Raw genomic sequence first — 26,513 nt, forward strand, 5'->3', positions numbered from 1 at the left:
TATTTAGTATTTAAAGCCCGTTTTTGTTGAATAGCGTGTAGCCGCGAACAAGGCCATCTTGGAAGAGGCGTACGACGTAGTTACCGTTCTTGAGGCCCGCAATATCAACATTAAACTCGCTTGCGCCTGCGGGGAGCATTTGCGTGAGTTTCAGGCGCCCGTCCATGGAATAAATTTTTACGTTCATCGTGCGGGCAAGAACGCTCGGAGATGCGATTTGGAGCGTTTGTCGGTCAGCACGCACGCGGAGGCCTTGTTTTGCGGCAGCGACCGACTTGATGCTTATCGGCGGATCTTCTACGACGGGCTTTGGCTTGTTGCGGAGGAGACGCACGCTATAGATGCCGCCCACCATTCCGGAACTTGCCGTAAACGAGATGCGCACGATTTTTTTGCCCTTAATCATCTTGTCCGGAATCGGGTATGTGACGTTCACGAATTCATCTTTTTTCCAGCGGTTCGAAATCGTTTCGGTCGTTAGCTTTTCATCGTCAATCGTGATGTCGAATGTACGAGTGCATCCTTCGTTTCCCCAGTAGCGCACCATGAGACTCAAGGAATCTTCGCTATTCGTCTCGAATTCGTAGCTGATGAGGCCGCCATCGCCGCCGGAGCACTTACCAGCATCGCGGTAGAATTCACCTTGGTGCGTGCCGGAAGTGGAATTTTCGATTTTCATCTTATGGTCTACTTCTGGCTGCTGCTCGCCCGGAGCGACCTTATCGACAGTCTTTTCGTCAAGCGCCAAGGCTTCTTTTTGCTCTTTTTCAAGGCGATCGAGAATGCTCGGGTCCGTAAGCACCATCCAGTACATCATGTAACGGGCGTCATGCACTTCGTAGAAGGGCTGCAAAAGCAGGTTTGCGTCTTTTTGCTTTGCGAAGAGGTAAGGCGCCTTGAAGTGCAGCGGTTCGCCTTTCACCGGTTCCACCTTCGAGGGGATATCTTCTTTTTTGCTCGCAAGCATCGGTGCCTGATCCAGCGATTCCAACGCACCGGAGGCAATGTGGCTCCAGCGACCATCATCGGCGACAAGGCCGTTCAGGTTAGCCGTACCTGTCTTTGCCGAGAGCACAATCGGACCGTGCAAAAGCGCCACGTAATCGGTCACGCCCGGCAAATCCTCGACGTGCGTGTACATCGGGTAAAGCACTTCGACAACATCGCCAGACTTCCAGGACTTCCCTGCCGAAACATAGCTCGACGGCGTAGACTTTTTCACAACGGTATCGCCATTGACAATGACCTTGAATGCACCTTCCTTGACCCAGTACGGATGGCGAATCTGCATGTCAAATTCACCGCTACCGGTAATCGTGAACTTGGAACTTTCGCCCTTCGGGAAGGCGGTCTCCTGCTTGATTTTGACGCTCTTGTCTTTCCAATTCAATATGGATGCGGCAAAGAGGTTCACGTAGAGAGCGTCCTTGTCTTTCGTATAAATAAACTGGTTGTACTTTGCCGGGTTTTCCATGCCCGAACCCACGCAGCACCACATACCCGCATTAACCTTGGAATACACGCGGTAATGGCGCGGACGAGCCGGAGTGAAGTAGACATAGCCGCCATGCGTCGGGTGGATTGTTGAAAGGATGTGATTGAAGAGGGCGCGTTCGTAGAAGTCGGTGTAATGCGCATCGTGCTTGATGTTGAACAGACGTTCCGTCAACTTGAGCATGTTGTACGTATTACAGGATTCTGGTCCTTCACGTTCTTCGATGAATTTTTTGTGATTGTTGAGCGCCGGGAAATGTTCCGAAATGCTGTTGCCGCCAATGGCGATACTGCGTTTGTTCACGACCGTCTGCCAGAAGAAATCGGAACCTTTCTTGTACTTTTCATCGCCAGAGAGTTCCGCAATTCGCGCGAAGCCCACAACTTTCGGCACCTGCGTATTCGCATGCACGTTCGTCAAGTTGTCATTGCCTTGCGACATCGGATTCAAAAGCCACTGGTGCGACCACTTCTTTGCGGCATTCAAATACTTTTCGTCTTTCGTGAGTTTGTAAGCGTCGGCATAGACTTCGGGCATGCCGCCATGTTCCGTACCGAGCATCTGTTGCATCTTGGAATCGTTCAGGCCGTTCGTAATCGTGATGCCCCAGTCGCAAAGAGCTAAAAACATCGTCTTTGCCTGTTCATAGCCCGCATAAACATAAGCGTCGCGCAAGCCCGCATAAAGCTTGTGGATATTGTACCACGGCACCCAATAGCCGTTTTGTGCGCCAGCATCGCCATTCTTCATCTTGAGCCACATTTGCTTGCCATTCGGCACGCCGCTAATGTAACCCTTGAAGTTATTGTCCTTGGAATTCTGGTCCTGAATCGTCTTGAGTTCTTTCAAGATGTATTCGAGGCGTTCCTTGACCTGAACGTCATCATTATCGGCGTAATGCATCGCCAAGGCGCTCAGGTAATGTCCAAGCACGTGGCCATCAAGACCCGCCCAGTTCGGGAACTTGCTTGCCTTAGGCTTCATACCCGCTTCTTCGTAAAAAGGCGCGAGCAATCGGTCCACATCGTAGCTGAGGAGCGTTTCGACGTTCAAGTCCTGGCGTTCCTTTAAAACGCCATCCAAAAGCTGCACATCCGACAACGCGAACATGTCGGGGTAAAGCACATCCTGTGAAAATCCGAGACCGCACGCAAGCCCCGTCAAAGCGAGCGCCGTGCGAAATTGTTTACCAAACCATCCTAACTTCATAAGAGCCACCTTTTTCTAAAGTGAGTCACGGGAACGCGCGGTTCCTTCCCTACCCTAGAAAATAGATTGGATAACGAGCGTTAGGAATGGGGCTTTGGCAATTAGTTTTGCTGATTTGACAAAGGGCTAAATCCCAAAAGAATCGATTTGAACACTATTGTCGCCACAATTCGTTTTGGATTCCGTGGTAAAATCGTCCAAGAGGGTGTCAAATACGGCAGTTTCGTCGACATAGGCACAATAGGCTTCGAGAGTACCGTTGTCGTCGCAAGCGCCACTGAGTTCATCATTTACACTCTGGAGCAAGCAAAGCTTTTTGAACTGTTCAAAGAGTTCATCGCAACCGCTGCCAAATTTTTCCAGCTTTATACTTCTTTCCACACGATTGTTTTGCCCAATCTTAAACTGGGAAGAATAATTTTTCTCGTCAATTACACAAGATGCCGAGGCGCCCTTTTCTTCGGAGTACACCGCAATCGATCCTTCGGCTTTTTCATCAGCACTCACCGACACACGAACAATCGTATACTTAGTCGTTGCTTCTTTTTGAAACGTGACCGTGTAAAGTTCTTCTTTTTCTAAAGAAACAGGACGGCCTTGTTTGACAACAAAGACACCATCATTCGCAGGCATTTCGATATAGATTTTATCATCCGAACGGGAAGCACCACTAGAGGGAATTGAAGAGCTGCTTGAAGAGCCATCGTTTTCGGCAATTTGCGGATTCGCATTCGGGTCCACCGTTCCGGTAGCGTAGTTGTCACCGGAGCATGCTACAAAAGCGAGCAAAGAAAACGTAATCAAGTATAAATTCTTAAGCATGGCTCTTCCCCGTTACTTTATCGGTGAGTGGGAAAAATTGAAAATTAATTCGGCAGACTTGATCAAAGTTACAACTTTCATTTGCAATGGCAACGACCTTTTTGCAACACGCCTTGATTTCTTCAACAATTTTATTGTAGGCATCCTGATTGACGCTAAGCGTAGCACCGTTAAAAAAGCGTTCGCTTGTAGAATAGCGGTCTACAGCACGGGCAGCCATGATGGCCATTTCTTTATGCATAGCGCGGATAGCGATAGGGAGCGCTTCTTTGGAACCGACAACGGTCTGTTCCGTTTGCACATATTTTTTCTCGCCTTCCTTTTTGAGGAAGCCCGCCTTGACGAGAAAGTCCAAAACATCGCGGATTTCTTCGGCAGAGACGTATTCCTTGCATTCTTCGGCGAGGTCGCGAGGCGTTGCGCCAGGCATCATCGGAGCAAGCTCACGAATGACCGGGTATTTCCAGGATTCGTAATACTGGAACGCATCCTTTTCAACAACGCGGACCTGATGCTCCAAGGCTATCCGCTGCATTTCGAGAAATGCGGTACGCTGCGATTCGTTATTTTCGGCATTACCAAAAGCGACAAGCTGGTAGAAGTATTCTTCTTCGTAATCAACGAGGCCCATTGATTTTGCCACCTGACTTGCCTTGATTTTGCTGAGCTTGCTTTGCCCCATGGAGACGAGTTTTAAGAAATTTGGGGATGAAAAGCCCGCCTTGCGGCAAAATTCACGCCACGAGAACGCTCCGAGACGTTTGCGTTCGTCGTAATAATCCTGCAAATAGAGATGGTAATCGCGGTACTCGAAAATAGACTTCATGGGTTTTAAAATAAATTTTTACAATACAGAAGTCAATATTTGTATTATACGGGAAAAGCATTTTCAAGTTATAAAAGAGATATTTTTCCAAGAAAACAAGCTTTCAAAATCTATATAATACACCTTGTATAATAGAGAAAGGACGGCAAAACACCGTCCCTTTTAAAGAAGAGGAACACAACGCTACTTACTGCTGTAAGTAGCCCTAGAATCTCGTAATTCAAGAATTTTGCTTTCGGGCAAGTGCGAGTACTTGACGATTTTTTCAATCGGTTCATTGTCGGCGAGCATATCAAGAGCAACCGCAGTTCGTTCATCATCACGACCTTCCACTCGGCCTTCAACACGACCTTCTGCACGACCTTCGGCTCGTCCCTCAGCGCGACCTTCAGCAAGTCCCTCGGCTCTTGCGTTTTTCTTTTCGACATAAAGTTCATAATTGTGATCGCTCATTTTCATAGCCTCGCTTACAATACACGAATCAATATACACTATTCAAAAAAAGTGGTAAAGGGGGCCTCTTGCCGGCGAAAAAAGACTGTAAAGAGTTCCCGGGAAAAAAAATAAAGGGGCGGTTTATGCCGTCCCTTATTATACCGAAGCAAAATTTAAACACCTATTCTTCGTCAGGATTGAAATGATTTTCGAAGCTTTTGAAAAGCGGACCCCAGTAATAATTATAAATATCATCAACCTTCACATAGGTTGCTTCGTTTTCGTTATTCCATGCCTTGTACTTGGTCACTTTTATGGTGCATGTTTTTTCATCGCCCTTCACATCAATATAATAGCGGTGCGTTATTTTGCCCATGCCTCCACTATAGTTAGTCACATTCCCTGTACGGTAGCCTGTATATGTGGCATAAACTAAAGCGTCATGACGTTCTGTCACAATTCGCCCGTTTTCGGCATCTTCTTTAGTCAGCGCAACCTTTTTCTCGGCAAACGCTCCTTTCACCGCATTGAAGCAAGTTCCAACAGGCTGGTTATAGCTTTTAGTGAGGTACTGGTCATAGAGATTGGGATCATCCAATTGCATGGTTTTAGCACATCCAGTGAGAAGCGCAAATACAACCGTCAAAACAGGAAAAAGTTTTTTCATAGGGGGCTCCCTCTTTATATTTGAATATCCTACAAAATAATATAAATAAATCCCCACCGAGGCGGAGATTTTTATTCAAAACGACGCTAGGAAAAGCCCGCAAAAGACATTGTTTGAAATGCCCGCGGGGTGGTTTTGTTAGCGAATCTTGACTTGCAAGACGCTATTCTTGCACTTGGCGATGTAGTTGCCTTGGCGGAGACCATGCAGCTGCATTTGGGCCTGTCCAGCAGGCACATTATTCGTGGAACGGACGAGGTTTCCGTTCATGTCAAATAGAGTAATATCGCCGGATGCATAAAGCGTGTTGCCAGCACGACGGAGATTTACCTGGTTAGTTGCGAGAATGGTCGGCAAAGCAATCGTTGCCGAGCTGCTGGACTGCGCAATTTCGCTAGAACTGGAGGCGGGCGCGTCGTTACCGCCATTGATAAAGTCTTCAACGTGCGTGACGCCGTTGTTCACGTAATTGCCGAGGCTGTAAACGCTACGCATGGCGTTGATAACGTCTGTTTCAAGGACCTTGCCCACCGGAGAAGATTGACGGCGGATATAAGCCATGTTGTCATAGCCAGTACTGCTTTCATTGCCCATGTCCCAGAGAATCGGGGTGAGGCCGTACTGCTTAGCAGCCGAAACGACATCCTTGTGCCACTGCACGCGGCCTTGCTTATGGAGATTCAGATCGGAACCGCTCAATTCCGGAGAGCGGACATTTGCACCAAATTCACCGACAATGACCGGATAGCCCTTGTCCACGTAATTCGTCTTCATCTTGGCAAACTGTTCCTGCGGATGCACGATGCTCCCGAGCTTGGAATCGACGGAACCCGCCCAGGCGTTGTAACCCGCATTGCGCTTGGGTTCGCTAGCCTTGGTGTAGTCGCCATAGTAATACTGTGGCTGAATCATTTCACCACCTGGAGCACCCCAATCCTGAGGACTCGTCATGAGCGTGTACTGGTACGGGTCGTAGTAATGCACTTCGAACATCAAGCGGCCTTCGACCTTGTCCTTCGGGAAGGTGCTTACCGGAGCGCTTTTGACCGACTTGTCAATGTCGGTATTGAGACCCTGGATAATCAAGGTACGCGTGGCGTTGTTGCCGCCCGTAGCGCGGACAGCATCAATAAACGTCTGGTAGTAGTGCATGAGCGTCTGCACATGCTGCGATGTCCACGTGTTCACATTCGGACCGGGTTCGTTTGCGCCCGCAAAGAGCAAGCGTTCGTTGTAATCCTTAAACTTGTTCGCAATTTGCGTCCAGTAAGTTTTCATCTTGTTATCGATGGTATTATCGACACTCGTGCCGATGTTGCTCTGGAACCAACCACCTTCACCTTCGTGGTGGATGTTCAAAATCGTGTAGAGGCCTGCGCGCATCGCGTAATCAACAACCGTCTTCACGGAATCGAGCCAAGTTTCAGTGACCTTGCCACCACTCGTGTGGCTATCCCAAGCGCAAGGAATACGCACCGTATTGAATCCCGCCGCCTTCACGGAATCGAGCAAAGGCTGAGTCGGGTAAGGGTTACCCCACAAGGTCGGGCTGTTCGGCACTTCCATGGAGTTACCGATGTTGAAGCCCATGCCCATCTTGGCTTGAACTTCTTTCGCCGTTGGAAGAGTGGCTGCAGAAACAGAGCCTGCGAAAAATGCTACGCCACAGGCAATTCCAAAAAATTTTGATTGAACCATAACATCTCCTTAAATACCCCCACTATGAATATAATCAAAAGATTCGCAAAAAGGCGATGTCACAAAAAAGGAAGAATTGACAAAAAGGAACGAAAGCAAAAAAGGATGGCCGAAGCCATCCTCTTTTTAAAGTGCGTTAGGCGATTCCGGCACGAAGGCCGGAATGACAGTCAAGAATTACTTCTTAAGGAACTCATTGACGCCTGCAGCAGCACGACGACCTTCGCCCATGGCGAGAATCACGGTTGCAGCGCCGAGCACGATGTCGCCACCTGCGTAGACCTTTTCCATGAAAGTCTTGTTGGCGGTTGCATCTTCGAGAAGGATGTGACCCTTCTTGTCGACGGAGAGTTCCGGAGTGGTGTTGCTGATAAGCGGGTTGGAACCGTTACCGATTGCAACGAGCACGGTGTCGCATTCGATTTCGAAGCTTGCACCTTCGACCTTGACCGGACGCGGACGGCCCTTTTCATCGGGTTCGCCGAGTTCGTACTTGTCGACGAGCATGCCGCGAACGTGACCTGCTTCGTCACCAAGAATCTTGGCCGGGTTCTGCAGAACGCAGAATTCGACACCTTCTTCCTGAGCGTGGAGAACTTCTTCCTTACGGGCCGGAAGTTCGTTCATGCTACGACGGTAAATGATGCGGACCTTTTCTGCACCGAGGCGGAGTGCCATACGGGCAGCGTCCATAGCGACGTTACCACCACCGAGGACGACAACGTTCTTGCCAGGCCACATCGGCGTATCGGCATTTTCCTTGTCGTAAGCGCGCATGAGGTTTGCGCGAGTGAGGTATTCGTTAGCAGCGAACACACCGACGAGGTTTTCACCTTCGATGTTCATGAACAACGGAAGACCTGCACCGGTACCGACGAACACAGCGTCAAAGCCATCCTTTTCGATGAGGTCCTTGAGCTTGCGAGTACGGCCAATCACAAAGTTCGTTTCGAACTTCACGCCCATAGCGGCGAGAGATTCAATTTCCTTGTCCACAATCTTCTTCGGAAGACGGAATTCAGGAATACCATAGCGGACCACGCCACCGAGCTTGTGGAAAGCTTCGAAAATGGTCACGTCGTGGCCTTCGCGGCGAACGTCAGCAGCGACGACCAAGCCGGCAGGACCGGAACCGATCACAGCCACCTTCTTGCCCGTTGCAGGCTTAACAGCCGGAACGGAAGCGCCACCGTTGTTGCGTTCATAGTCAGCAGCAAAGCGTTCCAAGCGGCCGATAGCGACTGCCTGGTTCACGTCCTTGTGCATCTTGCCCATCGTGCAGTTCATCTGGCACTGGCGTTCCTGCGGACACACACGGCCACATATTGCCGGGAGCAAGCTCGTTTCCTTAATCTTTGCGATAGCAGCCTTGAAGTCACCTTCGGCAATCTTTGCGATGAAGGCCGGAATGTCGATGTGCACCGGGCAGCTTTCGACGCAGAACGGCTTCTTGCAGTTAAGGCAGCGGTTAGCTTCGACGATAGCCTGTGCTTCGGTATAACCCTGAGCCACTTCTTCCATCACGCGTGCGCGATAGGACGGTTCGAGCTGCGGCATCGGCTGGGCCGGAATGGCAGTCTTGTCCTTCGGCTTGAGGGGCTTCGGAAGGGCATTAATCTTTTCAAGTTCCACCTTGGCGGCGGCGTCCAACTGTTCGCGAGTCATATGTTCAGACATTATTTGCTCTCCTTAGCCTTGGCATCAGCCATCTTGTCGATGTTGCACTTGTGACCGTCATTGGCACCGAAGCGGTGCAATGCTTCCTGTTCCTGGGGCTTGAACGCACCCATACGCTGGAGCATGTTGTTCCAGTCGACTTCGTGGCCGTCGAATTCCGGACCATCAACGCAGACGAACTTCGTCTTGCCGCCGATAGTGACGCGGCAACCACCGCACATGCCCGTACCGTCGACCATGATGCTGTTGAGGCTAACGACAGTCTTCACACCATACGGCTTGGTGGTGAGAGCGCAGAACTTCATCATGATCGGAGGACCGATAGCGATGACCATGTCCGGCTTGCCCTTGGTGTCTTCGCAAAGTTCCTTAAGGGGTTCGGTCACGAGACCCTTGCGGCCATAAGAACCGTCGTCGGTCATGAAAATGATGTTGTCAGCGAGAGCGGTCATTTCTTCCTTCATGAGGAAGAGGCTTTCGTTACGGGCACCCATGATGATGGTGACCTTGTTACCTGCCGCCTTGAGAGCCTGGACAATCGGGTGCATCGGGGCAATACCGACACCACCGCAAACGCAGACCACGTGGCCGAAGTTTTCGATATGGGTCGGAGAACCGAGCGGGCCAACCAAGACCGGGATATCGTCACCGACTTCGAACTTAGAAAGTTCGGTCGTCGTCTTGCCAACCGTCTGGAAAATGAGGGTGATAGAACCTTCATTCGTATCGGCATCGGCGATGGTGAGCGGAACGCGTTCACCATTGTCCTTGTTCGTCTGGAGGATGATAAATTGTCCTGCCTTACGTTCTTGCGCGATCAGCGGGGCGTGGACGCGGAATTGGAATACCGCGGGAGATAACTGTTTTTTAAAGAGAATTTTTGCCATAATGCGAGGCAATATAGAAATTTTTTTTGACCACTGATAGTAAAAAAATATGTAAAGGGAGGCTGTAGAGCTGAAAAAAGCCAACTAAAGTTGTAGGAAAAAATTTACAATAATTGTAATTATATTTATATTGTAGTTCAAAGGAGTCATGAATCATGAGAGAATCAACGAAAGGTCGATACGCTATTCGCGTTATTATTGATATGGCAGAAAACGGAGAATCCGAATTCCACCCGCTACACAACCTGGCAGAACGTCAGGGACTTTCCGAAAAATATCTCGAAGCGATTCTTGGAGTCCTCGTAAAGAACAATGTGCTCGAAGGCGCACGCGGCAAAGGCGGCGGCTACAAGCTAGCAAAGCCAGCGGCTGAACTCACGGTCTGGGAAATCCTGAGTGTCATTGAGACATCCATTAGCCCGGTGGAATGTGTTGCTGACGGGAAAAACGGTTGCGACCGTGCAGACGTCTGCCCGACACTCCCGATGTGGAAGGACTTGGCTAAAATCATCAAGGATTACTTCACGGGAATTACGATCGAGCAACTGGCCCGCAAAGCCCCAAAAATTGCGCGCCCGCTCTGCAATGAAAAATAAAAGCGTGAAATCAAGTCACTTTCCGGACTGAATTTCGTGCATGTACACGGCGGCAAAACCGCCGTTTTTTTTTTGCATTTTTAGATATATAATACAAAAGCATTAGGGACATCAGCGCTGCGCGCTGCGCTTTTTAATTTCGTCCAGAGAAATACCGGAAATAATAGCGATTTTTTCAATAGGAATATCGTTAGCAAGCATCGCATCGACCATTTCAAATCGAGTCTCAATCTTGGCACCAGCCAAACGACATTCTATTTCTTCTTTTGCAATCATTTCTCGCTCCAGTTCGTTCAGAGTGGTTTTGTCCAAGTTTTCAATTTTGATGCGGTTCAAGGCGTCGTTGACGATTCCATTCCCAAAGTCAGGAAGCGGTTCGCCCTCATGCGCGTGTTTGAGCACATAGAGCCAGGCGTCAACAGGATCTTTTACCTCGTCTGCGGTTTTATTAAACTTCGGCAGACTTACAATAATATACTTATTTTTGGGGAATAACGTCTCGATGATTCCTCCATCTAACACTTCCTTGCTATAAATAGCCCATTCATCAATGTATTTTTCCATGCAGTACGGCAATTCAAAATCACAAATCCAAATGGATATTGTTTCGGGAATTTCATAACGCCGGTATTCCTTTTCTTCTTTTGTGAGCGTTTTAAATTCTTCTGATTTATCCATTTCATGCTTGCCTTTTATAATCAAAAACGCTTTGTACAATATGGTTCGGTCGATAAAGAAACTGTGGTCTGCCTTCTGCATTTCAATATTAAGGAAACGCTTAGAACCCGTAGTTGCGAAAGCATCCAAAATGACTTTCCGCTCTTCGGGAATCATAAATCTTAACGTATGTTCAAACGAGTAATTCAGATTCTTGATTTGGTCGTCGCCTTTCAGGTGCAAGATTCCATCAACGAAGTCCTTGATGGCATCCTTGCTGGCGAACAGGCTCTTGAATCCGGTATCGGTTCTCGGGTCGATGTAGGTTTTGCCTTTTAGCTTTTCAGGAATAGATTGATTCATAATTACACCTCCATTAAGTTTGGAGGTTCTAATCTACAATAGAGAATTTTCAAAAAGCGAAACTTTGCAAATTTTGCAAACAACCGTTTGCAAAATCGTTTATTTTGTCAACTATGGATTTCAACACTTCACTAGCAAAAAATACAAAGCCTCCCCAAAATTGGCCCAAAATACAAGAATCTATTCAATTTTTCTGATTTTTCCAGAGCCACATCATTTGCAAAGCCGCATAAAATAAGGTATATTCAAAAGCAGGTCTTATAGGGGCTCTTTTTGAGCGGAGTTAACACAAAGGAAGCGGTCCCTACGCCTTAACTTTGTCGCCCCCAAAATGTATTTCAGTTTCCAGACTGCATTTCGAGCAAGTCTGCAATGAGGGAAGCGTCGTTCGGGAAATATTTTAAAGCGACATTCAGGAGGCGCACGGATTCCTCGTCGCGTTTTTGCGCGTGGGCATCGTAGGCCATATTCTTGAAGCCAAAGACGGCTTCAGCATTCCCGTTTTTGGCGACAAGCTCGTAGGCATATTCGGCGCGATCATAGAACTTTGCATCGTACGCAAGGTTTCCCATGAAGATAGCGGCATCAGAGAAATCAGGCTTGATTTGCAAAATGTTATTTAAGATTTCCATGGCGATGTAGGGCTTTTTATCTTCGGCGAGGACATCGGCAAGCTTGTACATAATTTGCGTGTCGTCGATTTTCACGCTGAGGGCTTCGCGGTAGGCGTTGGCGCTTTCTTCGAAATTCTTGTTCAGGCGGTATACGTCACCGAGGTAGACTAGGAAATCGGATTCTTCGGGATGGAGCGTGTAGCCTTCGCGAATTACGGCAACGGCTCGGTCAAAGTCGTTCAGAGCAATGTTTGCCTCGGAGAGCTGGTAAACGATGCTGATGTCATTTTTGTCGAGGCGGTAAGCATTTTCGATGGCGCGGAGGGCTCCGACTTTGTCGCCGGTTTTGGTGTAGGCTTCGCCGAGGTAAAGCCAGCCGGAAATGTTATCGGGGTCGAGTTTGAGCGCACGGTGGTAAACGGCAATGCATTCCGGGAACTGCTTTAAGCGGAAGTAGACGCTCGCCATATTGAAAAGTGCGGGTGCAAAATTGCCTTCGGAATAGTCCACAGCCTTGCGGTAGGCGGCGGCAGCTTCGGGATATTTGTCCATTTGATAATAGCTATTGGCAATGTTGAAACTCACGGCAACGGGATCGGCGCCGCGGTCTTCGGCCTTGCGGTACAAGAGGATAGCTTGCTTGAATTTCCCACTGCGATAAAGGGCGTTTGCGCGTTCCATCAAGTCAAAAGACGATTGCGCCGCAAACGACGACATTACAAAAAGCAAAACAAGAAAAAGCGGTTTCATACTAGTCTCTAAACTTCACTTCGAAAGGTTGTTCCATGCCACAGAAAGCAACGGCTTTGCCATCTTTTTCAGCGGGAGCAAAAGTCATACGAGCAATAGCATCCTTCCCCGCTTGCGCAAGTCCAGAGCCTGCGGGAGATTCTTCGATGACTTTGATATCATACGCGCGTCCGCCAACATCCACACAGAAACTGAGACGAAGCATGGCATCTATTTCGCGGTCACGGATTTGCGGCGGCACCTGGAAATTCGGCATGGAGCGGTTTTCCGGCTTTTTATCGACATCGCCTTTTTCAGTGGAGAGCGCGCCGCCTCGAAAATCGGCAACGAGCTCGCTATTGATGGCAGCACCCGCAGTTCCTGAAACGGCGCCAAGAGCCATGGCAAAACGCGGTCCCGCTTTGGGCGAGCGCGAATTGGACTTTTGGCGGTTTGGCTTGCGTGCCGTGCGTTTTTTCTCAATTTTCTTTTCAACTTCTTCAACTTTTTTCACGGAGACTTCGGTCTTGATGAATTTCTTTTCGTGGAAGATTTTACCCGTCAAGAACAAGTTCGCCATCGTCACGGAGAATACGAGAACCATGCTCGCGAGAATCGCCGCGAGAAGGATTGAAAAACGCTTTAATAATTTCTTAACAAGTTTCATCTTTCGTCTATGATTATTCTGCTTGGGCGGCGATGGAGACTTTTTTGACGCCGGCCAAATTGCACATATCGATGACCTGAACGAGAACGCCAGTTTCGGATTCCTTGTCGGCAATCACGACGGCTTCGCGGTCAGGCGCTTTGGCGAGAGACTGTTTCAAGATGTCTTGCAGGCTCGCCAAATCCACCTGGCGTTCATTCATGTGAATCGTCCCTTCACGCGTGATGGCTATGAGCAAGTTTTCTTTTTCAAGTTGGCTCGCCGATTGCGCCTGCGGTTTCGTCACATCCACACCCGTTTCGCGAGTGAACGACGACGTCACCACAAAAAAGATGAGCAAGATGAACACGATATCCATCAGCGGACCCATTTCAATGCCCACGTCTTTCTGTTTTCTTCTCGGTAAATTAAATTCCATAACAAATCCTTTAGATTGCTTCGCCTACGGCTCGCAATGACGTTGTCCAGCTCGGGTTGCAAAATAGTTGTCGATTACCGTTGCGCCAAGTTCCATTTCCTGCTTCAAGATTTCAATGCGTTCGTCCAAACGCTGTTTCATAAGAGTCAGCGGGAACGCAATCAAGAGCCCGCTCTGCGTCGAAATCAAGGCTTCTGAAATTCCATCCGCCATCAGCACCGGGTTCTGGTTTCCGTACAACGTGATTACCTCAAAAGTCGAGACCATCCCCGTAACCGTTCCAAGCAGGCCCAAGAGCGGCGCGGCTGCAGCCATCACAGAAACAATGTGGTTTCCTTGTTCCATGTAGCGCACACTTTTCATCATGCGTACTTGCATGTAGTCGCGAAATTCGTCATAATTTTTTTGCGCAATTTCAATCGCGTAAGAAAGTTCTCTCGAAAGGAATCCACCGCGTTTGCGAAGGTTTGTCAAAGTCGTCTGCACACGCTGTTCATCAGAGGAAGATTCGGTTCCAACAACAGCTCTTTCGCCGGTCAAGCCGCGCTGCATACGCCTCACGACTTTAGTGATATCCTTTCTGAAAAAATCGCTACCGATGCGAAACCAACTCGAGAAAAGGAAATAGAATCCAACAACGCCCGACAAGAGGATGGGTAGCATCACCACGCCACCCGCCTCATACGTATTCCGCAGAGATTCTATGAATATGTAATGAAAATCAGTCATAATTCATTCAGATGAGATTGCCGCGTTTTCAACTCGCAATGACGTATTTTACTTACTTTCCTTTCCAAAGACTTTATTCATAAGCGAAGTACTTTGCACGTAGAGTTCGCTGGTAATTTTTTCAATCTTTTCGCTCAGGAGCCCATGCAAAATCATCACAGGGATTGCAATGACCAAGCCCATTTCAGTCGTGACAAGAGCTTCAGAAATACCGCCTGCAAGCACGCGAGCATCATTCGTCCCGACTTCGGTAATGACAGTAAAGAGCGTAATGATACCCGTCACCGTTCCAAGCAAACCCAGAAGCGGAGCAATCGTACCCATCGCCGCCAGAAGGCCCATGCGGCGTTCAAGTTTCGGCTGTTCACGGAGCAAAGCTTCTTGCAAGGAGCGTTCCGCATTTTCACGCGTGTCGTTTACCTTGTTAAGCACGGCAAAAAGCACCATTGCAAGACTCGTCTCTTTCTTGAGGCAGAGATTGGCGGCTTCTTCGTACTTTTTCTCAGCGACAAGCGCATCCATTTTCTTGGTGAAGCGACGGCCGAGATGACCACGGTAAGAAAGCATCACGAAACGTTCTAGGAACAAGAGGAGCGCAATGATCGCCACAAGCGAAAGCGGATACATCACGATACCGCCCTTCTTGAAGAACACCTTGAATTCTTCGGTCCAAGTGAGTTCCTTTGCATCGGTGATAGAATTTTTGATGGCCTTGTTCTGCAGTACATCAAGCGGAATTGCGATAGTAGCCTGCGCGTCCGTTGCAGCACTTGCCACCGAGCCCGCCTGGTTCACGGCAGACTTGATATTTGCAGCCATTTCCGTGGGCAGATTTGCATTCCATTCAAAGACCTTGCCCTGCAAAGCACCAGAGCGCAATAGCGCCTGCACATCACCATTGTCGTTTGCCACTTCGCCGAGGAACACCGTTCCCAAGCGCAAACGATTCACGTTCACATCCGGGCGCGTACCGACCTGCGAAAGTTCAGCACCATAAGACTGCGTGTAAGTGACTTCGTGACGGGCAAGCAAATCTGCCATATAGCCCTGCACCGCAGCAATCGTATTCGGCACATTCTTTTCGGCTTCAGCACTGGCGCGTTTCAAGTTCAAAAGGCGCTTGTTCATCCCGACCGGATAATCGCCCGCTACATCGCCAAGAGTCTTTTCAATGGAAAGCTTCACTTGCGTGTTGAGCGCATCAAATGCAATTTCTTCGCTCTTGGACTTTTCTTCCGCTTCTTCAGTGACATTTTTGTTTGCCATCACTTCTTCGGTGACGCGGCCAAGATCTGTTGAGAGTTTGGAATAGCGACCGTCCAGTTCACGCGTTTTATTCTGATGTTCTTCGGTCAACTGCGATTCGGCATAGCGATTGCTCCAATGCTTGGCATCGAGCTTTTCAAGGGAATCGGCTTTTTGCATGCGGATGCGGGTAAGCGTTTCGACTTCGCGCTGCAAATTGCGCACTTCGATTTGCAACAAGGAATCCTTGATACGGGCTTCGTCTTCGGCGCTCTTCTTGTCGCTCGACCATGGCCATGCAAAAGCAGAAGAGGCGAGCATTAAGACAATTGCAAAAAACTTCACTAAATCCTTCGACTTCGCACTATGTGCTCCGCTCAGGATGACACCATTTCTTTCGTCTAAAATCATCTCACGCCTCCCACAACAGACAAACTTACAGGCAATTTTACAATCTGAGGTGGCTTTTTAGCCTGCTTCACATCGATGGCAAGTTTCACAGCGGCGCGTTCCTCAAGATTCAATTCTTCGTTCCATTCATAAACAATCTTATCGTTTTCCAGCTTACGTTCCAGGCGACCGTAAGAGGCTCCGTTTTCATCAACATAGACCATCCACTGGTTCCCTATGCGGAGAATTGTCGCATTCACAATTTCGCCATTTTTGCGAGTGAGCGGGCTGTTGACCACAGAAACTTCATCGCCAAACTTGATTTCTTCATTCACGAGCGACTTCATGCGAGAAAATGCTTCTTCTTCGGTCACGTTTCCGCTTTCGATTTCACGCGTCAAAGATTTTGCACGATCAAGGCGCTTGTCGCGTTCCCACGGGAGCGTCTGCGCAATTTGGACTTCGAGCTGTTTACAGATTTTGGCAAGTTCACCGCGCAATGCACGGCGTTTTGCGGCCACGTTATCGCTCTTGTTCTTCGCGCGGGCCTGCTTGTTGCGCTCCTGCTGGAGGCTTGATGCCACCTTGCGAATTTTGGCATTCAGGCTATCAATTTCCAGATTACGGCGTTCCACATCCGCCTTGTAGCGCTGTTCAAGCAACTGGCGGTGGGACACATCGGCACGTAGCATCGAATCCGTCGACGCGATTCGAGTATTCAAATTTTGAATTTCAGAATTCAGCTTTTCCTTCTGCAATTTCAGGTCGCGAATTTCGGACTCGTAGTCTGCAAAAGCTAGGCCCGAAAGCGAGAAAACAAGGACCGCAAAAGGCAATATATTCAATCGTTTCATAACTATTCCAAATAGGTTGTCTCTAAATTACATTATTTAAACACCTGGACCCACCAAAAGTGTCACCGTGTTTGATAAAAAAAATTCAAGAATTACTGACATTCTACACGACCATCCTTAACTTCACACCAGTTTTTACACATCGAAATACTGAATGAAGAATCAAAATTTACCGTAACCATTTCATTATAATAATCATCGCACACTTTTTCCACTTCGCGATGCAAAACATTTGATTTCAAATTCTGGAGATAATAGCGGCTCACAAAAGCCGAACGACACTGTTCGTAATCCTTCAAATTCCAACCGCGGTCAGCACACCAAAGCCACAGATATTCCTTACAATAATTCCTTTCAGGATCTTCCAAGCAGTCCTGTTTTAGCGCAGAACAATCTGCAATATGGTTGTTTTTAAAATTGTTCGCCACGCAATAGCGTTTTAATCCGTCTGCATACGCATTCGCCTTATCCGCAGCATCGATAGAATCCGGCAGGAACTGCGACCATTTCGTTGTATCAAGCATCATCGCCGCCTTAACATGCGAAGCATAGCACGCCTTAACATTTTTGTTATAAACGGAATCTCTATAAACTTCGGTCGCATATTCGTTTAGCCCTTCCAAATCGCCCGCTTGCCACAAGTAATCCGGCCCTGAAACTCCTGCACAAGCAATATCCTGGTAAAGGCGGCACCCCCTGGAATCCCAACTGTCGGCATTATCGCCTTTTGTATCCGTGCAATTAGAGGCCGCGATATGACCATAACCAACACCTTCACCATCAACATTGACATAAATCGTTGTTTTCGCCATTCCGCTAAACACACCCATTCCATTTTCAATATTCGATTCAGGAATAAATCGCGAATCCGAAACAGATTGTTTTACCTTATCCACATAATCAACATAAGATTCATCTGTCGCATAGAGGTCTACAGAAATTTCACCAATAGGGAGCATCATATTCATCAGATAAAGCGTATCAAGAGTTTTGTTCCCTGCGACCGCGCGATTTGATGAAAAACCAAGATTTTGTTGTTTTTCCAAAGGATCGTGCATCGCAATTCCGCGATACCCCTCTTCATCGGCATCAGTCATTCCCTTGAACATCCGGTTCATCGTAGTATTTTGCGACTCACCATTTTCAATACCGTAATTCATGATGGACAGCACTCCACGCACAGAATTATCATAGTCTAGCGCAACTTTAACAAACTCCATATCCATCGGATATTCTAGGAATTGAACATAAAACAGGTTGTTTGAATTCCGATTTTCTGTCCACACATAATCACCATTTTGTCGGGGTACATTCATTCCCTTAACTTGAACTTTATTCGGAATAGTTGCAATAGCCTTATAGGTAGATTTTGCAACATGGCCAGCGCTATCCCATTTAAAATAAGCTTTCAGTTCATAGGATTCGCCCGTAATTCCGTAAAACATGTAAGGTGTATAAAAACAATTCGGGTTTGATGATTTGGGTTCCAGAATTGCAATTGTATCCTGTTTTTCGAAATCTCGACCAATTGTAAATCGTCCACGAACAGTCACATCAGCGCTATCATAGAAAGCGAAATTCTGTGATGAAGTTTCATCAAGCTGATAGACTTTTGAAAAACAGACATAAGGGTTTCCGTTTGCCATCACGTAACCATACGTATAAATACCCGTATAGACATCACGCTCTTCAGGATAGTATTCCCACGGTCCATGAAAATCACAAGCCGCAAAATAAACAGACGAGAGAATCCAGACGAGAGACGAGAGGAATCGCCTACAAGATTCTTTGACTAAGTTCTTTCGTCTTTCGTCTTTCGTCTTTTGTCTAGAAATAGTATTCATAATTCAGCATAATCGGTAAAAAGGGGAACTGAGTAATTTCTGTTTTCTTCGGAGGATTCTTGCGCGTATCGTAGAAAGTAAAGAACATGTTATCGTGATTCGTCAAGTTGATAATTGTCCAGCTAAAGTTCCACTTGCCTTCACGACCCATATCAATCGCCTTCAAGTCAATTCTGAAATAATCCGTTTGGCGGCCTGCATTGCGGCTTCCCGGCAACACCACAATATCATCTGAATATCGTTGCGTACCGATTTCCTGCTGCAGATAATACCCTTTGTACTCACTAATCGGCATACCCGATGAATACTTGAGTGCAAGCGACGAGCGGAAATAGCGCCCCTTTTTCTTATGTTGCCACAAGGCGTCTTCACCACCTTTCCAGTTGATGCCCAAATCCATCTTCAGAGCATACGGTTGATGCCAACTCGGGAAATACGGCTTGGAACCATCATTAGCGCGTGCAACACTTATACTCTGGCTCCAGTTGATTCCACCAAACCACCAGCCTTTATCTTTACGCAGAGAAAGTTCATAGCCAAACGAATAGCCATCTGCCGTACCGAAATTATCCGCCAGCACTAATTTTTTTGAAGACGATTCATCACTACTGTCCTGTTTCATCGCAAACGTATTCAAGTTATTTTGAGTTTTATAGTAAACGCCTGCCGTAAAGTCGTAGCCTTCAAAAAGATCACGGTGGCTATATTCCGCGGCAAAGAGCCATGACGAAGCGGGTTTAACGTGACGTCCATCCGTTGTTGTCGTTGCAGGATAATAGAATTCATTGAGCGTTTCCTGATCGGTATAGACAATTGAATTCAAATACTGCAAATAGTAACCACCATAAAGTTCTAGCGATTTCGTATCATCAAGATTAACAGTCAACGAGGCACGAGGTTCTACACCAAAATGTTGTGATGCGGTCTGGTAATTGAAGCGCAAGCCATATTGCAGCAAGTAATCCGGTGAAATTTTCCACGCATCTTGTGCATAGGCGACATGATGGAAAGTCTCTTCATTATCAGCCACGGAAATTGACGCCATCTTTTCTTGATAACGTTCGTTATCGTATTCCAATTCGTAGCCAAAGGTAAACGTATGATTATCAATACCACGATAATTCAGCCACTGTTTGCCAGCAAATGTGTAAAGCAGCATTTCAATTGACATGAGATCGCTTACTTTCATCAACTGGTAAAACTTGCTGTAAGCAAATGTCGAATTGTAATCCCAGTTGCCATCGATGCGGTGGTAAATGCCAAGCGGAATGGCTATGTTACCCCAGTCCATATAAAGCGGGTCAAATTCCAGGCGGTCCTTGCCGATGTAGAAACTGAACTTGAGGCGCGTATCTTTGGAGAGATCATACATAAATGTTCCCTGCAAGTCCGTGAATTCATAATCTAGATCCAAATCTAGGAGGCCAATGGCATTGCACAAGTCCAGAATGTAGCCGATGTAAGTTGTACGACCCGCAAACACCCAGCGGGCAGGCCCCTTATGACCTTCGGTATGGAGCTGTGCCGCAAACGTACTGATTTTGATGCTCGACTTGCTAAACCATTCTTCGACAGAATCCTGACCGCCCGCACGGCCTTCCATCTTGAGCACAGAACTTAAACGGTTGCCGTACTGCGCCGGGAATCCGCTCTTATAGAACTGCACATCGTCAATACCTTCGACGAGGAACGTGCTAAAAAGCCCAAAGAAATGCACCGGAGAATAGACAACGGCGTTATCGAACAAGAAGAGATTCTGGTCGGCAGCACCACCGCGCACGTAAATCTTGGAACTGAAATCGGAACTGGCGACAACGCCCGGGAGCGCCTGAATGCTCTTGATGACATCGGCTTCGGCAAGGCCCGGCATGCGCTTGATGGACTTTGCGGAAACGACGGATTCACCCGGCTTGCGCTTTGGACGGCGGCGCAACTGCACCACGACTTTTTTGAGTTCGGTCACTTTGGAATTCGCGCTACCCGAAGCGAGAAGTTTTTCCACATCGACATCGGATGTGCTATCGGAGTTTGCCGCGCCTTCGGCAGAGTCTACAGGATCCTTCGACTCCGCTTGCGCGGAGTTTATCACGGACTCCGTTCCGGAACCAACCTCGTCAACAGTGACTGCGTCGGGGCCAAGCGTTTTGCTGAACGTGCTATCGTTACCGAAATACAGGAGTTCATAGCATTTTTCCTTCTCGGCACCAGAAGTATCGGAGTTCGTCACACAAATGTTCCAAAGCGTATCGGCAGGGAGGACAACGCTAAAAGGCGTCCCCACGGTCGTCTGCAAAGCTTCGCCCGTTTCGAGAATTTCGACATTTAGCTTTTCGTGAGCTTCAAACGAGTCATCCTGAACAATTCCATTGAAGATAATACGTTCGTGGGCTGCGGCAAACGCAACCATCAACGACACAAAAACAACAATTTTCAACATAAAACTCATTACAGTTCCTAAACCTTTCCCCAATGGAACACCTCAAGGTACAAAAAGTGTTACCACATAATTCAAAAAATTTAAAAATTTATAGTAAACTCAAAATTTTTCATACAAAAGGAGATCCCCGAACAAGTCGGGGATGACAAGAGCATATAGGAGATGCCCGCTCGTCCCCATCAAGCGAGGACAGGCATCGGGGATGACAAAGTAACTAGAATCGTCCGATGGTAAGGCCTGCGTAGAATCCCGGCCACCAGCGACCTTTATGGCTATTACAGCTTACGTCGTCGTGGTAATCGCCAAGCGGTTTAAGCAATAGCTTGTTCAGATAGCCTTCGCTCGTCAAATTCAACGAGCCACCCACCGAGAGGCCAAAACCCGGGAACACCTGGTACACATAACCAACGCGGCCGCGATGGTGGTATCCAGACTTCCAATCATCTTCGTCCACTCCAAATTTATCGTAGACGTTGAAGAACGTGTATTCCAGTTCCCAATGGCTTCCGTATTTTCCGAACTGGGTACCGATACCAACACCGTGTTCATAGAACTTTTCGAATTCCTTAAAGATATGCCCTTTCTTGAAGAATGCGGCCCATTCAATATTCGTGTAGAAATAAGCCGTACCCAAATGAACTGATCCACCAAGTGCACCCATTTCGTTGATGTATGGCGTCACGCTCCACACGCCGTTACCAACGATATTGACAAGGCCCACCGGAGACTTTTCGCAATGAGCGCAGATATTGACAATACCCCACTGGCGACCCTTTTCCTTTGTCGCATAGTTGACAACACCAATTTGCACCTTTTCGTTAACGTGAGAAGCATTTACCCCCGCAGCCACCTGAACTTTCGACTTTGTCGCATAATTGACACCAGCAACCGCTTGGCTTTTTGTAGTTTGTGCAACATTCACACCAGCCGTCACCTGCCAATCTGTAACCTTCGCATAGTTGACACCCGCAGAGACCTGCAAACCATTAAGCGAATCAACGGCCACGTTCACGATACCAATCTGCGCACCCGAGGACTTGTCCTTCGCAATGTTCACAACCGAGCTCACCTGCGCACCATCAAAAGACCCTGCATAGTTTGCCACAGACGAAAGCTGAGCGCCTTCAAAGTGGTCTTTTGCCACGTTCACAATCGTTGTCGCCTGCAAGCCGTGCATTTCCTTTTGAGCAATATTTGCAAACAAGCTCACCTGCGTACCCAACATGTAATCCTTCGTACGAGCGACGAACAAGCCCAACTGCAAGCCCTTACGCGGATCGCTATCCGTATCCACGAAGTTAAACGTCGTACGGAACTTACCGTTATGATCCAAAGAATCAAGCGAACATGCAATCGTATCGCCGCCCGGGCAACTTCTATTGCCGCCAATTTCACCACGGAACACCGTCTGTTCAGCCATAACACTCTTGAAGTTGCCCATCGAAATCTTTTCGCGCTTGCCGTTCACAAGAGCAACAGTTGCGCCCATGTAATCGGTTTTCTGCTGGAGATTCACCGTGTAATTCCCTGCCGGGAGGCCAAGGCTCATCGCATGACCTTGCTTTTTATTGAGTTCCGCCACGAGTTCGCCATCGGCATCGCGAATGTAAAGTCGACCGCCAACGCTTTCGTCCAAATCGAGGCCTGCGCTTGTCGCACGCAAATCGGTCATCACCACGTCACCCGTACCCGCAAGGTTCATATCACGGCTCGGATGCTGTGCGCCACCCAGCGTCGTTTCCGTCTTTTGCAATGTTTCATTGAACGCGAACTGGTACGCTTCCGAGAGCGTCACACGGCCATCGCTACTCAAGTCGCCTGCGCCACGGAGACCGCTCACAAGCGAGTGCGTAAAGAACGAGCCCTTGAGTTTATCGCTTTCCTGGCTAGATTCATCTTGCGTACTGCTCGTGATAAACGCATAGCCCTTCATGTCGCTGCTCTGATCGACCATAAAAGCAGGCACCGCCTTACCACCTTTCACGCGGGTAATTGCACCAGAACCGCAAGCATCAATCACAGCAATTTTCACATCGGCACTGAGCGCGTCAATGCGATTACGCAAGTCCTTCCAGGCGTAAGTTTCTTCGCCCAGGCGGAGGCCCTTTTCGTCGGCGTGACCACTGTAATAGACAAGCACTTCGTCACGACCGTTAGACGCCTTGTCCTGCAAAATTTTTGCATCGAGATTCGCAAATTCCTTTTGCAAAGCAACAACAGAAGGCTCCTTCACGAGAATCACGTTCTGCGGGAGCACGCCACCCATTTCCTTAAGCACCTTGGCAAACGAACGGGCATCACTTTCCGCATAGCGAAGCATCGGACGGCCTGCACCACCGTTATTGGCACTCACGGCCACTACGTAGCGATTGATACGGCCCGATTCTGTTGCAGCATCGGCATTAGAAGCCAAAAAGAGCAAAACAAAAAGAAATGCAAAAGACAAACCAGACAACACCCCAAAAGCCTTATTCGAAATCATAAACATTATTTACCCGCCTTCTTGAGAGTAAAACCAATCACCTTCACGTCGCTTCTCTTAAGCAACTTATCGACATCATTTTCTTCAACCGCAAACTCCTTGGGAGAAGTCACGAAGAAGAATTTTTCAAAGTACGGAGCATCGTCAAGCTTGTACGCAAACGGGAGCGAATTCATCTTGCCCGGAGCAAGTTCAATCGCCTTCACGCCATCGCCCATGTGGAGAGTCAGAGCGCCATTGCCGTCCATGCTAAAAAGGAGTCCAAAGCATTTTTCAGGAACGGCATAGCGCAACTGGATTTCATCGCCTTCGCCGACAGAATCAAGATCGTTCAGCTGGACAATCCCGGCAGGAGTCTTTTTCCATACTTCCATGCGGGCGTCAAGTCCCTTGATTCGCGTATCAGACTGGGTTTCGGCAAGAGCAACCTGCGTGTTTTGCGAACCATTGACTGTTGCAACATCGCCACCCACGCGTTCATTCATCACGGAAGTTTCGCGCTGGGCAAAGAACGCCACCAACGCAATCGCAAAAACGAACATCGCCGCAGCCGCAAATTTCACGAGCGTAAAGCGCACCGCATTTTTCGCAGCAATTTTCGCGGCATTCCCGGCGGCACCCGTTCCAAGATTCGCGGCAAGCGTTTCAAACGGCAACTTGCTCAAAATTGCCTTGTTGTCTTCGCGGAGCATTTTTACACGATTTGCAAATACCGCATCATTCGCTTCAAGCTCGCGAAGCTTATTCATTTCTTCTTCCGGCAAATCGCCAGTCAGGAATCGTTCTAATTTCCAATCGGGAATCATCACTGAACCTCCAGAGTTTTAACTTTGGCCTGTAACCCGCGCAAACGCTTGCGCACACCGCTTACCGAGAGCCCCACTTCACGGGCAGTCTCTTCGAGAGTCATACCATCGACAAAATGGAGGACTGCCATTGTGCGGCTAGATTCGGGTTCCTTCAAAAAGAGCTTTGCCAGCACATTTTTCGTTTCGTAATCGTCATGCTCGTCTTCGGCACAGGCGATGCTCAAAAGCAGGCTAGAAGAATCTACGTCAAGTCCACGACGGCGCTTATCGCGAATGCGGTTGAGGCAAAGTCTCGTTGCCGTATTCCACAAAAGGCTGCTCGGCGACTCCATATCCAGGCGTTCCGATGCAGAATAAATCCGCAAAAAAACGTCTTGCATGAGGTCGCTAGCTTCAGCATCATCGCGAAGGAGTTGCAGGCAGCGCCTATAGACCATAGGCGCGTACTTCTCGTAAATCTTTGCAAATCCTGCTTTTTTTAAGGTTTCTAGGCTTTTCACGTTTATGTAACACCGGAGGTATTCAAAAGTGTTACCTAAAAAATAAAAATTTTGAATTATTCTCTATAAATAAGAATTCGATCCCGGCACAAGGCCGGGATGACAATGCAATGCGGCCGGGATGACAGCGCTAAATCGTGTCTGAACTGCGCAAAGTTTGCATAGAACGGCGGAAAATTTCCTTGCCAGAGCCTATTTCAAAGAAATACTTGAAAATTCCAAGATCGACCTTGCTAAAAAAGCCCAAACGCTTCTCCGCAAAAACGCGGCCGCTCTCGTCAACGCTAAATTTAGCCTTGAACTGGTTCAAAGCCGACGGCGCAAGCATCACATAGTCGATTCCCTTCTTGAACCAATCCGGAGATTGATCGTAATCCGGCGCGATTCGCGTCACAGGTTTCATCGGGTGCTGCACGCCCTGCGTCTCACCATTGCCAATCGCAATCACGAGCTCTAGCTTTTCGCCATCGTCAATTTCAATCGTCGGAGTCTTCTTGAACGTAAGCCCAACCACGCAAGTATTGAGCCCAATCATCTGCGCCAAAAGCACGATATCCGCCGTCGCATACCCCACGCGTTCATCAAGTGAAGCTTCGCACCCCGCCACTGACTTTTGACCCGCAATCGCAATGTAATTTTTCACATTCCGAAACGAGCCGTAATGCGCCAAGCGACCGCTAAATGCCACATCGTCATTTAAAACAAGCTGCATGTGGAGCGCAAAATTTTCATTCAACCGACGAATCCGCGACTGCAATTCTTCGACTTGCTCCTTAGTCAAAGGCGTCGAAGCATACCTACGCACAGAATGTCGTGCTAAAACAGCCTCTTCAATAGTCATAAATTCTCCTTCTCAAAAGCTCCCAAGAATTACTATTCTAAACTACAATTTTACAGCTCAATTGTCTCGTCATCACTCTTGATAAAATCAATTAAGCGCTCCAACGTGAGGGCTGCCCCCATATTCCCCGCATCGGCAACACCTTCTACACGCAAGGAACACTCCCAGACAATCGCCACGCGATACCCCAAGAGCGAAAGTTCATGTTGCGTCTTAATGTCGCGCACTATGTTGCGGTCGAACTTGTCGTTCCAAAATGCAGAATTTGACTTCGGGCGACTCGTTAGCTTGCAACCATGCTGGTGCCAAAAACACCCGTTCACAAAAATCGCAACCCCATACTTTTGTACGAAAATATCCGGCGTCCCCGGCAAATCCCGACGGTGAAGCCGATAGCGGAACCCAGCCTCAAAGAGCGCCTTGCGCACAATCATCTCGGGCTTTGTATCCTCCGAATGGACCGCCTGCATCATCTGCGAGCGGGTCATCGGTTTGCGAGCCCTGCGCCTTTTTGCCGCCTTTTTCTTGGCACTCGATTTTTTTGAAACTTTATCCACTATCGTGTTCCCAATTACGTTAAAAAAGATAAATTTAATTGCAGAATAAAATCGCAAGTTATTAT

At 48.1% G+C, this 26,513-nt stretch carries 23 protein-coding genes; 1 reads left to right on the forward strand and 22 read right to left on the reverse strand.

All coding sequences use genetic code 11. The annotated features are described in order from the left end of the window. Positions 1-10: 10 nt before the first annotated feature. The 8 genes from FSU_RS06355 to FSU_RS06390 form a co-directional block, all read right to left on the reverse strand. Positions 11-2,704: a beta-L-arabinofuranosidase domain-containing protein gene (locus tag FSU_RS06355; protein WP_014545642.1), complete on the reverse strand. Its 2,694-nt coding sequence runs from the start codon at positions 2,702-2,704 to the stop codon at positions 11-13. Positions 2,705-2,830: 126 nt separating this feature from the next. Beyond that, a complete protein-coding gene (locus tag FSU_RS06360) occupies positions 2,831-3,526 on the reverse strand; it encodes a hypothetical protein (protein ID WP_014545643.1) in 696 nt (231 codons plus the stop codon). After that, positions 3,519-4,352 (reverse strand): TIGR02147 family protein, encoded by an 834-nt coding sequence (locus FSU_RS06365; protein WP_015731851.1) that lies wholly within the window; start codon positions 4,350-4,352, stop codon positions 3,519-3,521. Before FSU_RS06365 ends, FSU_RS06360 begins: the two co-directional genes overlap by 8 nt. A 183-nt stretch (positions 4,353-4,535) precedes the next feature. Further along, positions 4,536-4,811, reverse strand: coding sequence for a hypothetical protein (locus FSU_RS16540; protein WP_014545644.1), 276 nt, complete (start codon positions 4,809-4,811; stop codon positions 4,536-4,538). Positions 4,812-4,968: 157 nt separating this feature from the next. Continuing rightward, on the reverse strand, positions 4,969-5,454 hold the full coding sequence (locus FSU_RS06375) for a hypothetical protein (protein WP_014545645.1): 486 nt from the start codon (positions 5,452-5,454) through the stop codon (positions 4,969-4,971). Between the two features lie 138 nt (positions 5,455-5,592). Beyond that, positions 5,593-7,152, reverse strand: a complete 1,560-nt coding sequence (locus FSU_RS06380; RefSeq protein ID WP_014545646.1) for a glycoside hydrolase family 5 protein — start codon at positions 7,150-7,152, stop codon at positions 5,593-5,595. A 177-nt stretch (positions 7,153-7,329) separates the two neighbouring features. Next, on the reverse strand, positions 7,330-8,829 hold the full coding sequence (gene gltA, locus FSU_RS06385; protein ID WP_014545647.1) for an NADPH-dependent glutamate synthase: 1,500 nt from the start codon (positions 8,827-8,829) through the stop codon (positions 7,330-7,332). After that, a complete protein-coding gene (locus FSU_RS06390) occupies positions 8,829-9,716 on the reverse strand; it encodes a sulfide/dihydroorotate dehydrogenase-like FAD/NAD-binding protein (protein ID WP_015731853.1) in 888 nt (295 codons plus the stop codon). Before FSU_RS06390 ends, gltA begins: the two co-directional genes overlap by 1 nt. 155 nt (positions 9,717-9,871) lie before the next feature. Here FSU_RS06390 and FSU_RS06395 point away from each other — a divergent pair, with 155 nt between their 5' ends. Then, positions 9,872-10,312, forward strand: a complete 441-nt coding sequence (locus tag FSU_RS06395) for an RrF2 family transcriptional regulator (RefSeq protein ID WP_014545648.1) — start codon at positions 9,872-9,874, stop codon at positions 10,310-10,312. 111 nt (positions 10,313-10,423) lie between these two features. Here FSU_RS06395 and FSU_RS06400 read toward each other — a convergent pair whose 3' ends face one another. From FSU_RS06400 to FSU_RS06465, 14 genes are all read right to left on the reverse strand, one after another. Continuing rightward, entirely contained in the window at positions 10,424-11,332 is a 909-nt protein-coding gene (locus tag FSU_RS06400) for a PD-(D/E)XK nuclease family transposase (protein WP_014545649.1), read from the reverse strand. Positions 11,333-11,670: 338 nt separating this feature from the next. Continuing rightward, entirely contained in the window at positions 11,671-12,696 is a 1,026-nt protein-coding gene (locus FSU_RS06405; protein WP_014545650.1) for a tetratricopeptide repeat protein, read from the reverse strand. A gap of 1 nt (position 12,697) precedes the next feature. Next, positions 12,698-13,342, reverse strand: coding sequence for an energy transducer TonB (locus tag FSU_RS06410; protein WP_014545651.1), 645 nt, complete (start codon positions 13,340-13,342; stop codon positions 12,698-12,700). Between the two features lie 13 nt (positions 13,343-13,355). Continuing rightward, positions 13,356-13,760, reverse strand: a complete 405-nt coding sequence (locus FSU_RS06415) for an ExbD/TolR family protein (RefSeq protein WP_014545652.1) — start codon at positions 13,758-13,760, stop codon at positions 13,356-13,358. 24 nt (positions 13,761-13,784) lie between these two features. After that, a complete protein-coding gene (locus FSU_RS06420) occupies positions 13,785-14,489 on the reverse strand; it encodes a MotA/TolQ/ExbB proton channel family protein (RefSeq protein WP_014545653.1) in 705 nt (234 codons plus the stop codon). 48 nt (positions 14,490-14,537) lie between these two features. After that, complete coding sequence (locus tag FSU_RS06425) at positions 14,538-16,145, reverse strand: MotA/TolQ/ExbB proton channel family protein (protein ID WP_014545654.1); 1,608 nt, start codon at positions 16,143-16,145, stop codon at positions 14,538-14,540. Next, positions 16,142-16,978 carry a DUF3450 family protein gene (locus FSU_RS06430; protein ID WP_014545655.1) on the reverse strand — a complete coding sequence of 279 codons (837 nt, stop codon included), beginning with the start codon at positions 16,976-16,978 and terminating at the stop codon, positions 16,142-16,144. Before FSU_RS06430 ends, FSU_RS06425 begins: the two co-directional genes overlap by 4 nt. 92 nt (positions 16,979-17,070) lie before the next feature. After that, entirely contained in the window at positions 17,071-18,822 is a 1,752-nt protein-coding gene (locus FSU_RS06435; RefSeq protein ID WP_014545656.1) for a hypothetical protein, read from the reverse strand. Continuing rightward, complete coding sequence (locus tag FSU_RS06440; protein ID WP_015731854.1) at positions 18,806-21,268, reverse strand: TonB-dependent receptor plug domain-containing protein; 2,463 nt, start codon at positions 21,266-21,268, stop codon at positions 18,806-18,808. Before FSU_RS06440 ends, FSU_RS06435 begins: the two co-directional genes overlap by 17 nt. 205 nt (positions 21,269-21,473) lie before the next feature. Beyond that, on the reverse strand, positions 21,474-23,747 hold the full coding sequence (locus tag FSU_RS06445) for a caspase family protein (RefSeq protein ID WP_015731855.1): 2,274 nt from the start codon (positions 23,745-23,747) through the stop codon (positions 21,474-21,476). Then, positions 23,747-24,550 (reverse strand): hypothetical protein, encoded by an 804-nt coding sequence (locus FSU_RS15865; RefSeq protein WP_155808723.1) that lies wholly within the window; start codon positions 24,548-24,550, stop codon positions 23,747-23,749. The genes FSU_RS06445 and FSU_RS15865 overlap by 1 nt, the downstream gene beginning before the upstream one ends. Further along, positions 24,547-25,050: an RNA polymerase sigma factor gene (locus FSU_RS06455; protein WP_014545658.1), complete on the reverse strand. Its 504-nt coding sequence runs from the start codon at positions 25,048-25,050 to the stop codon at positions 24,547-24,549. Before FSU_RS06455 ends, FSU_RS15865 begins: the two co-directional genes overlap by 4 nt. A gap of 130 nt (positions 25,051-25,180) precedes the next feature. Then, positions 25,181-25,891: a nitroreductase family protein gene (locus FSU_RS06460; RefSeq protein WP_014545659.1), complete on the reverse strand. Its 711-nt coding sequence runs from the start codon at positions 25,889-25,891 to the stop codon at positions 25,181-25,183. 50 nt (positions 25,892-25,941) lie between these two features. Beyond that, positions 25,942-26,448 carry a very short patch repair endonuclease gene (locus tag FSU_RS06465; protein ID WP_014545660.1) on the reverse strand — a complete coding sequence of 169 codons (507 nt, stop codon included), beginning with the start codon at positions 26,446-26,448 and terminating at the stop codon, positions 25,942-25,944. Positions 26,449-26,513: the final 65 nt, after the last annotated feature.

This window comes from Fibrobacter succinogenes subsp. succinogenes S85 (assembly GCF_000146505.1).
GTDB lineage: Bacteria > Fibrobacterota > Fibrobacteria > Fibrobacterales > Fibrobacteraceae > Fibrobacter > Fibrobacter succinogenes.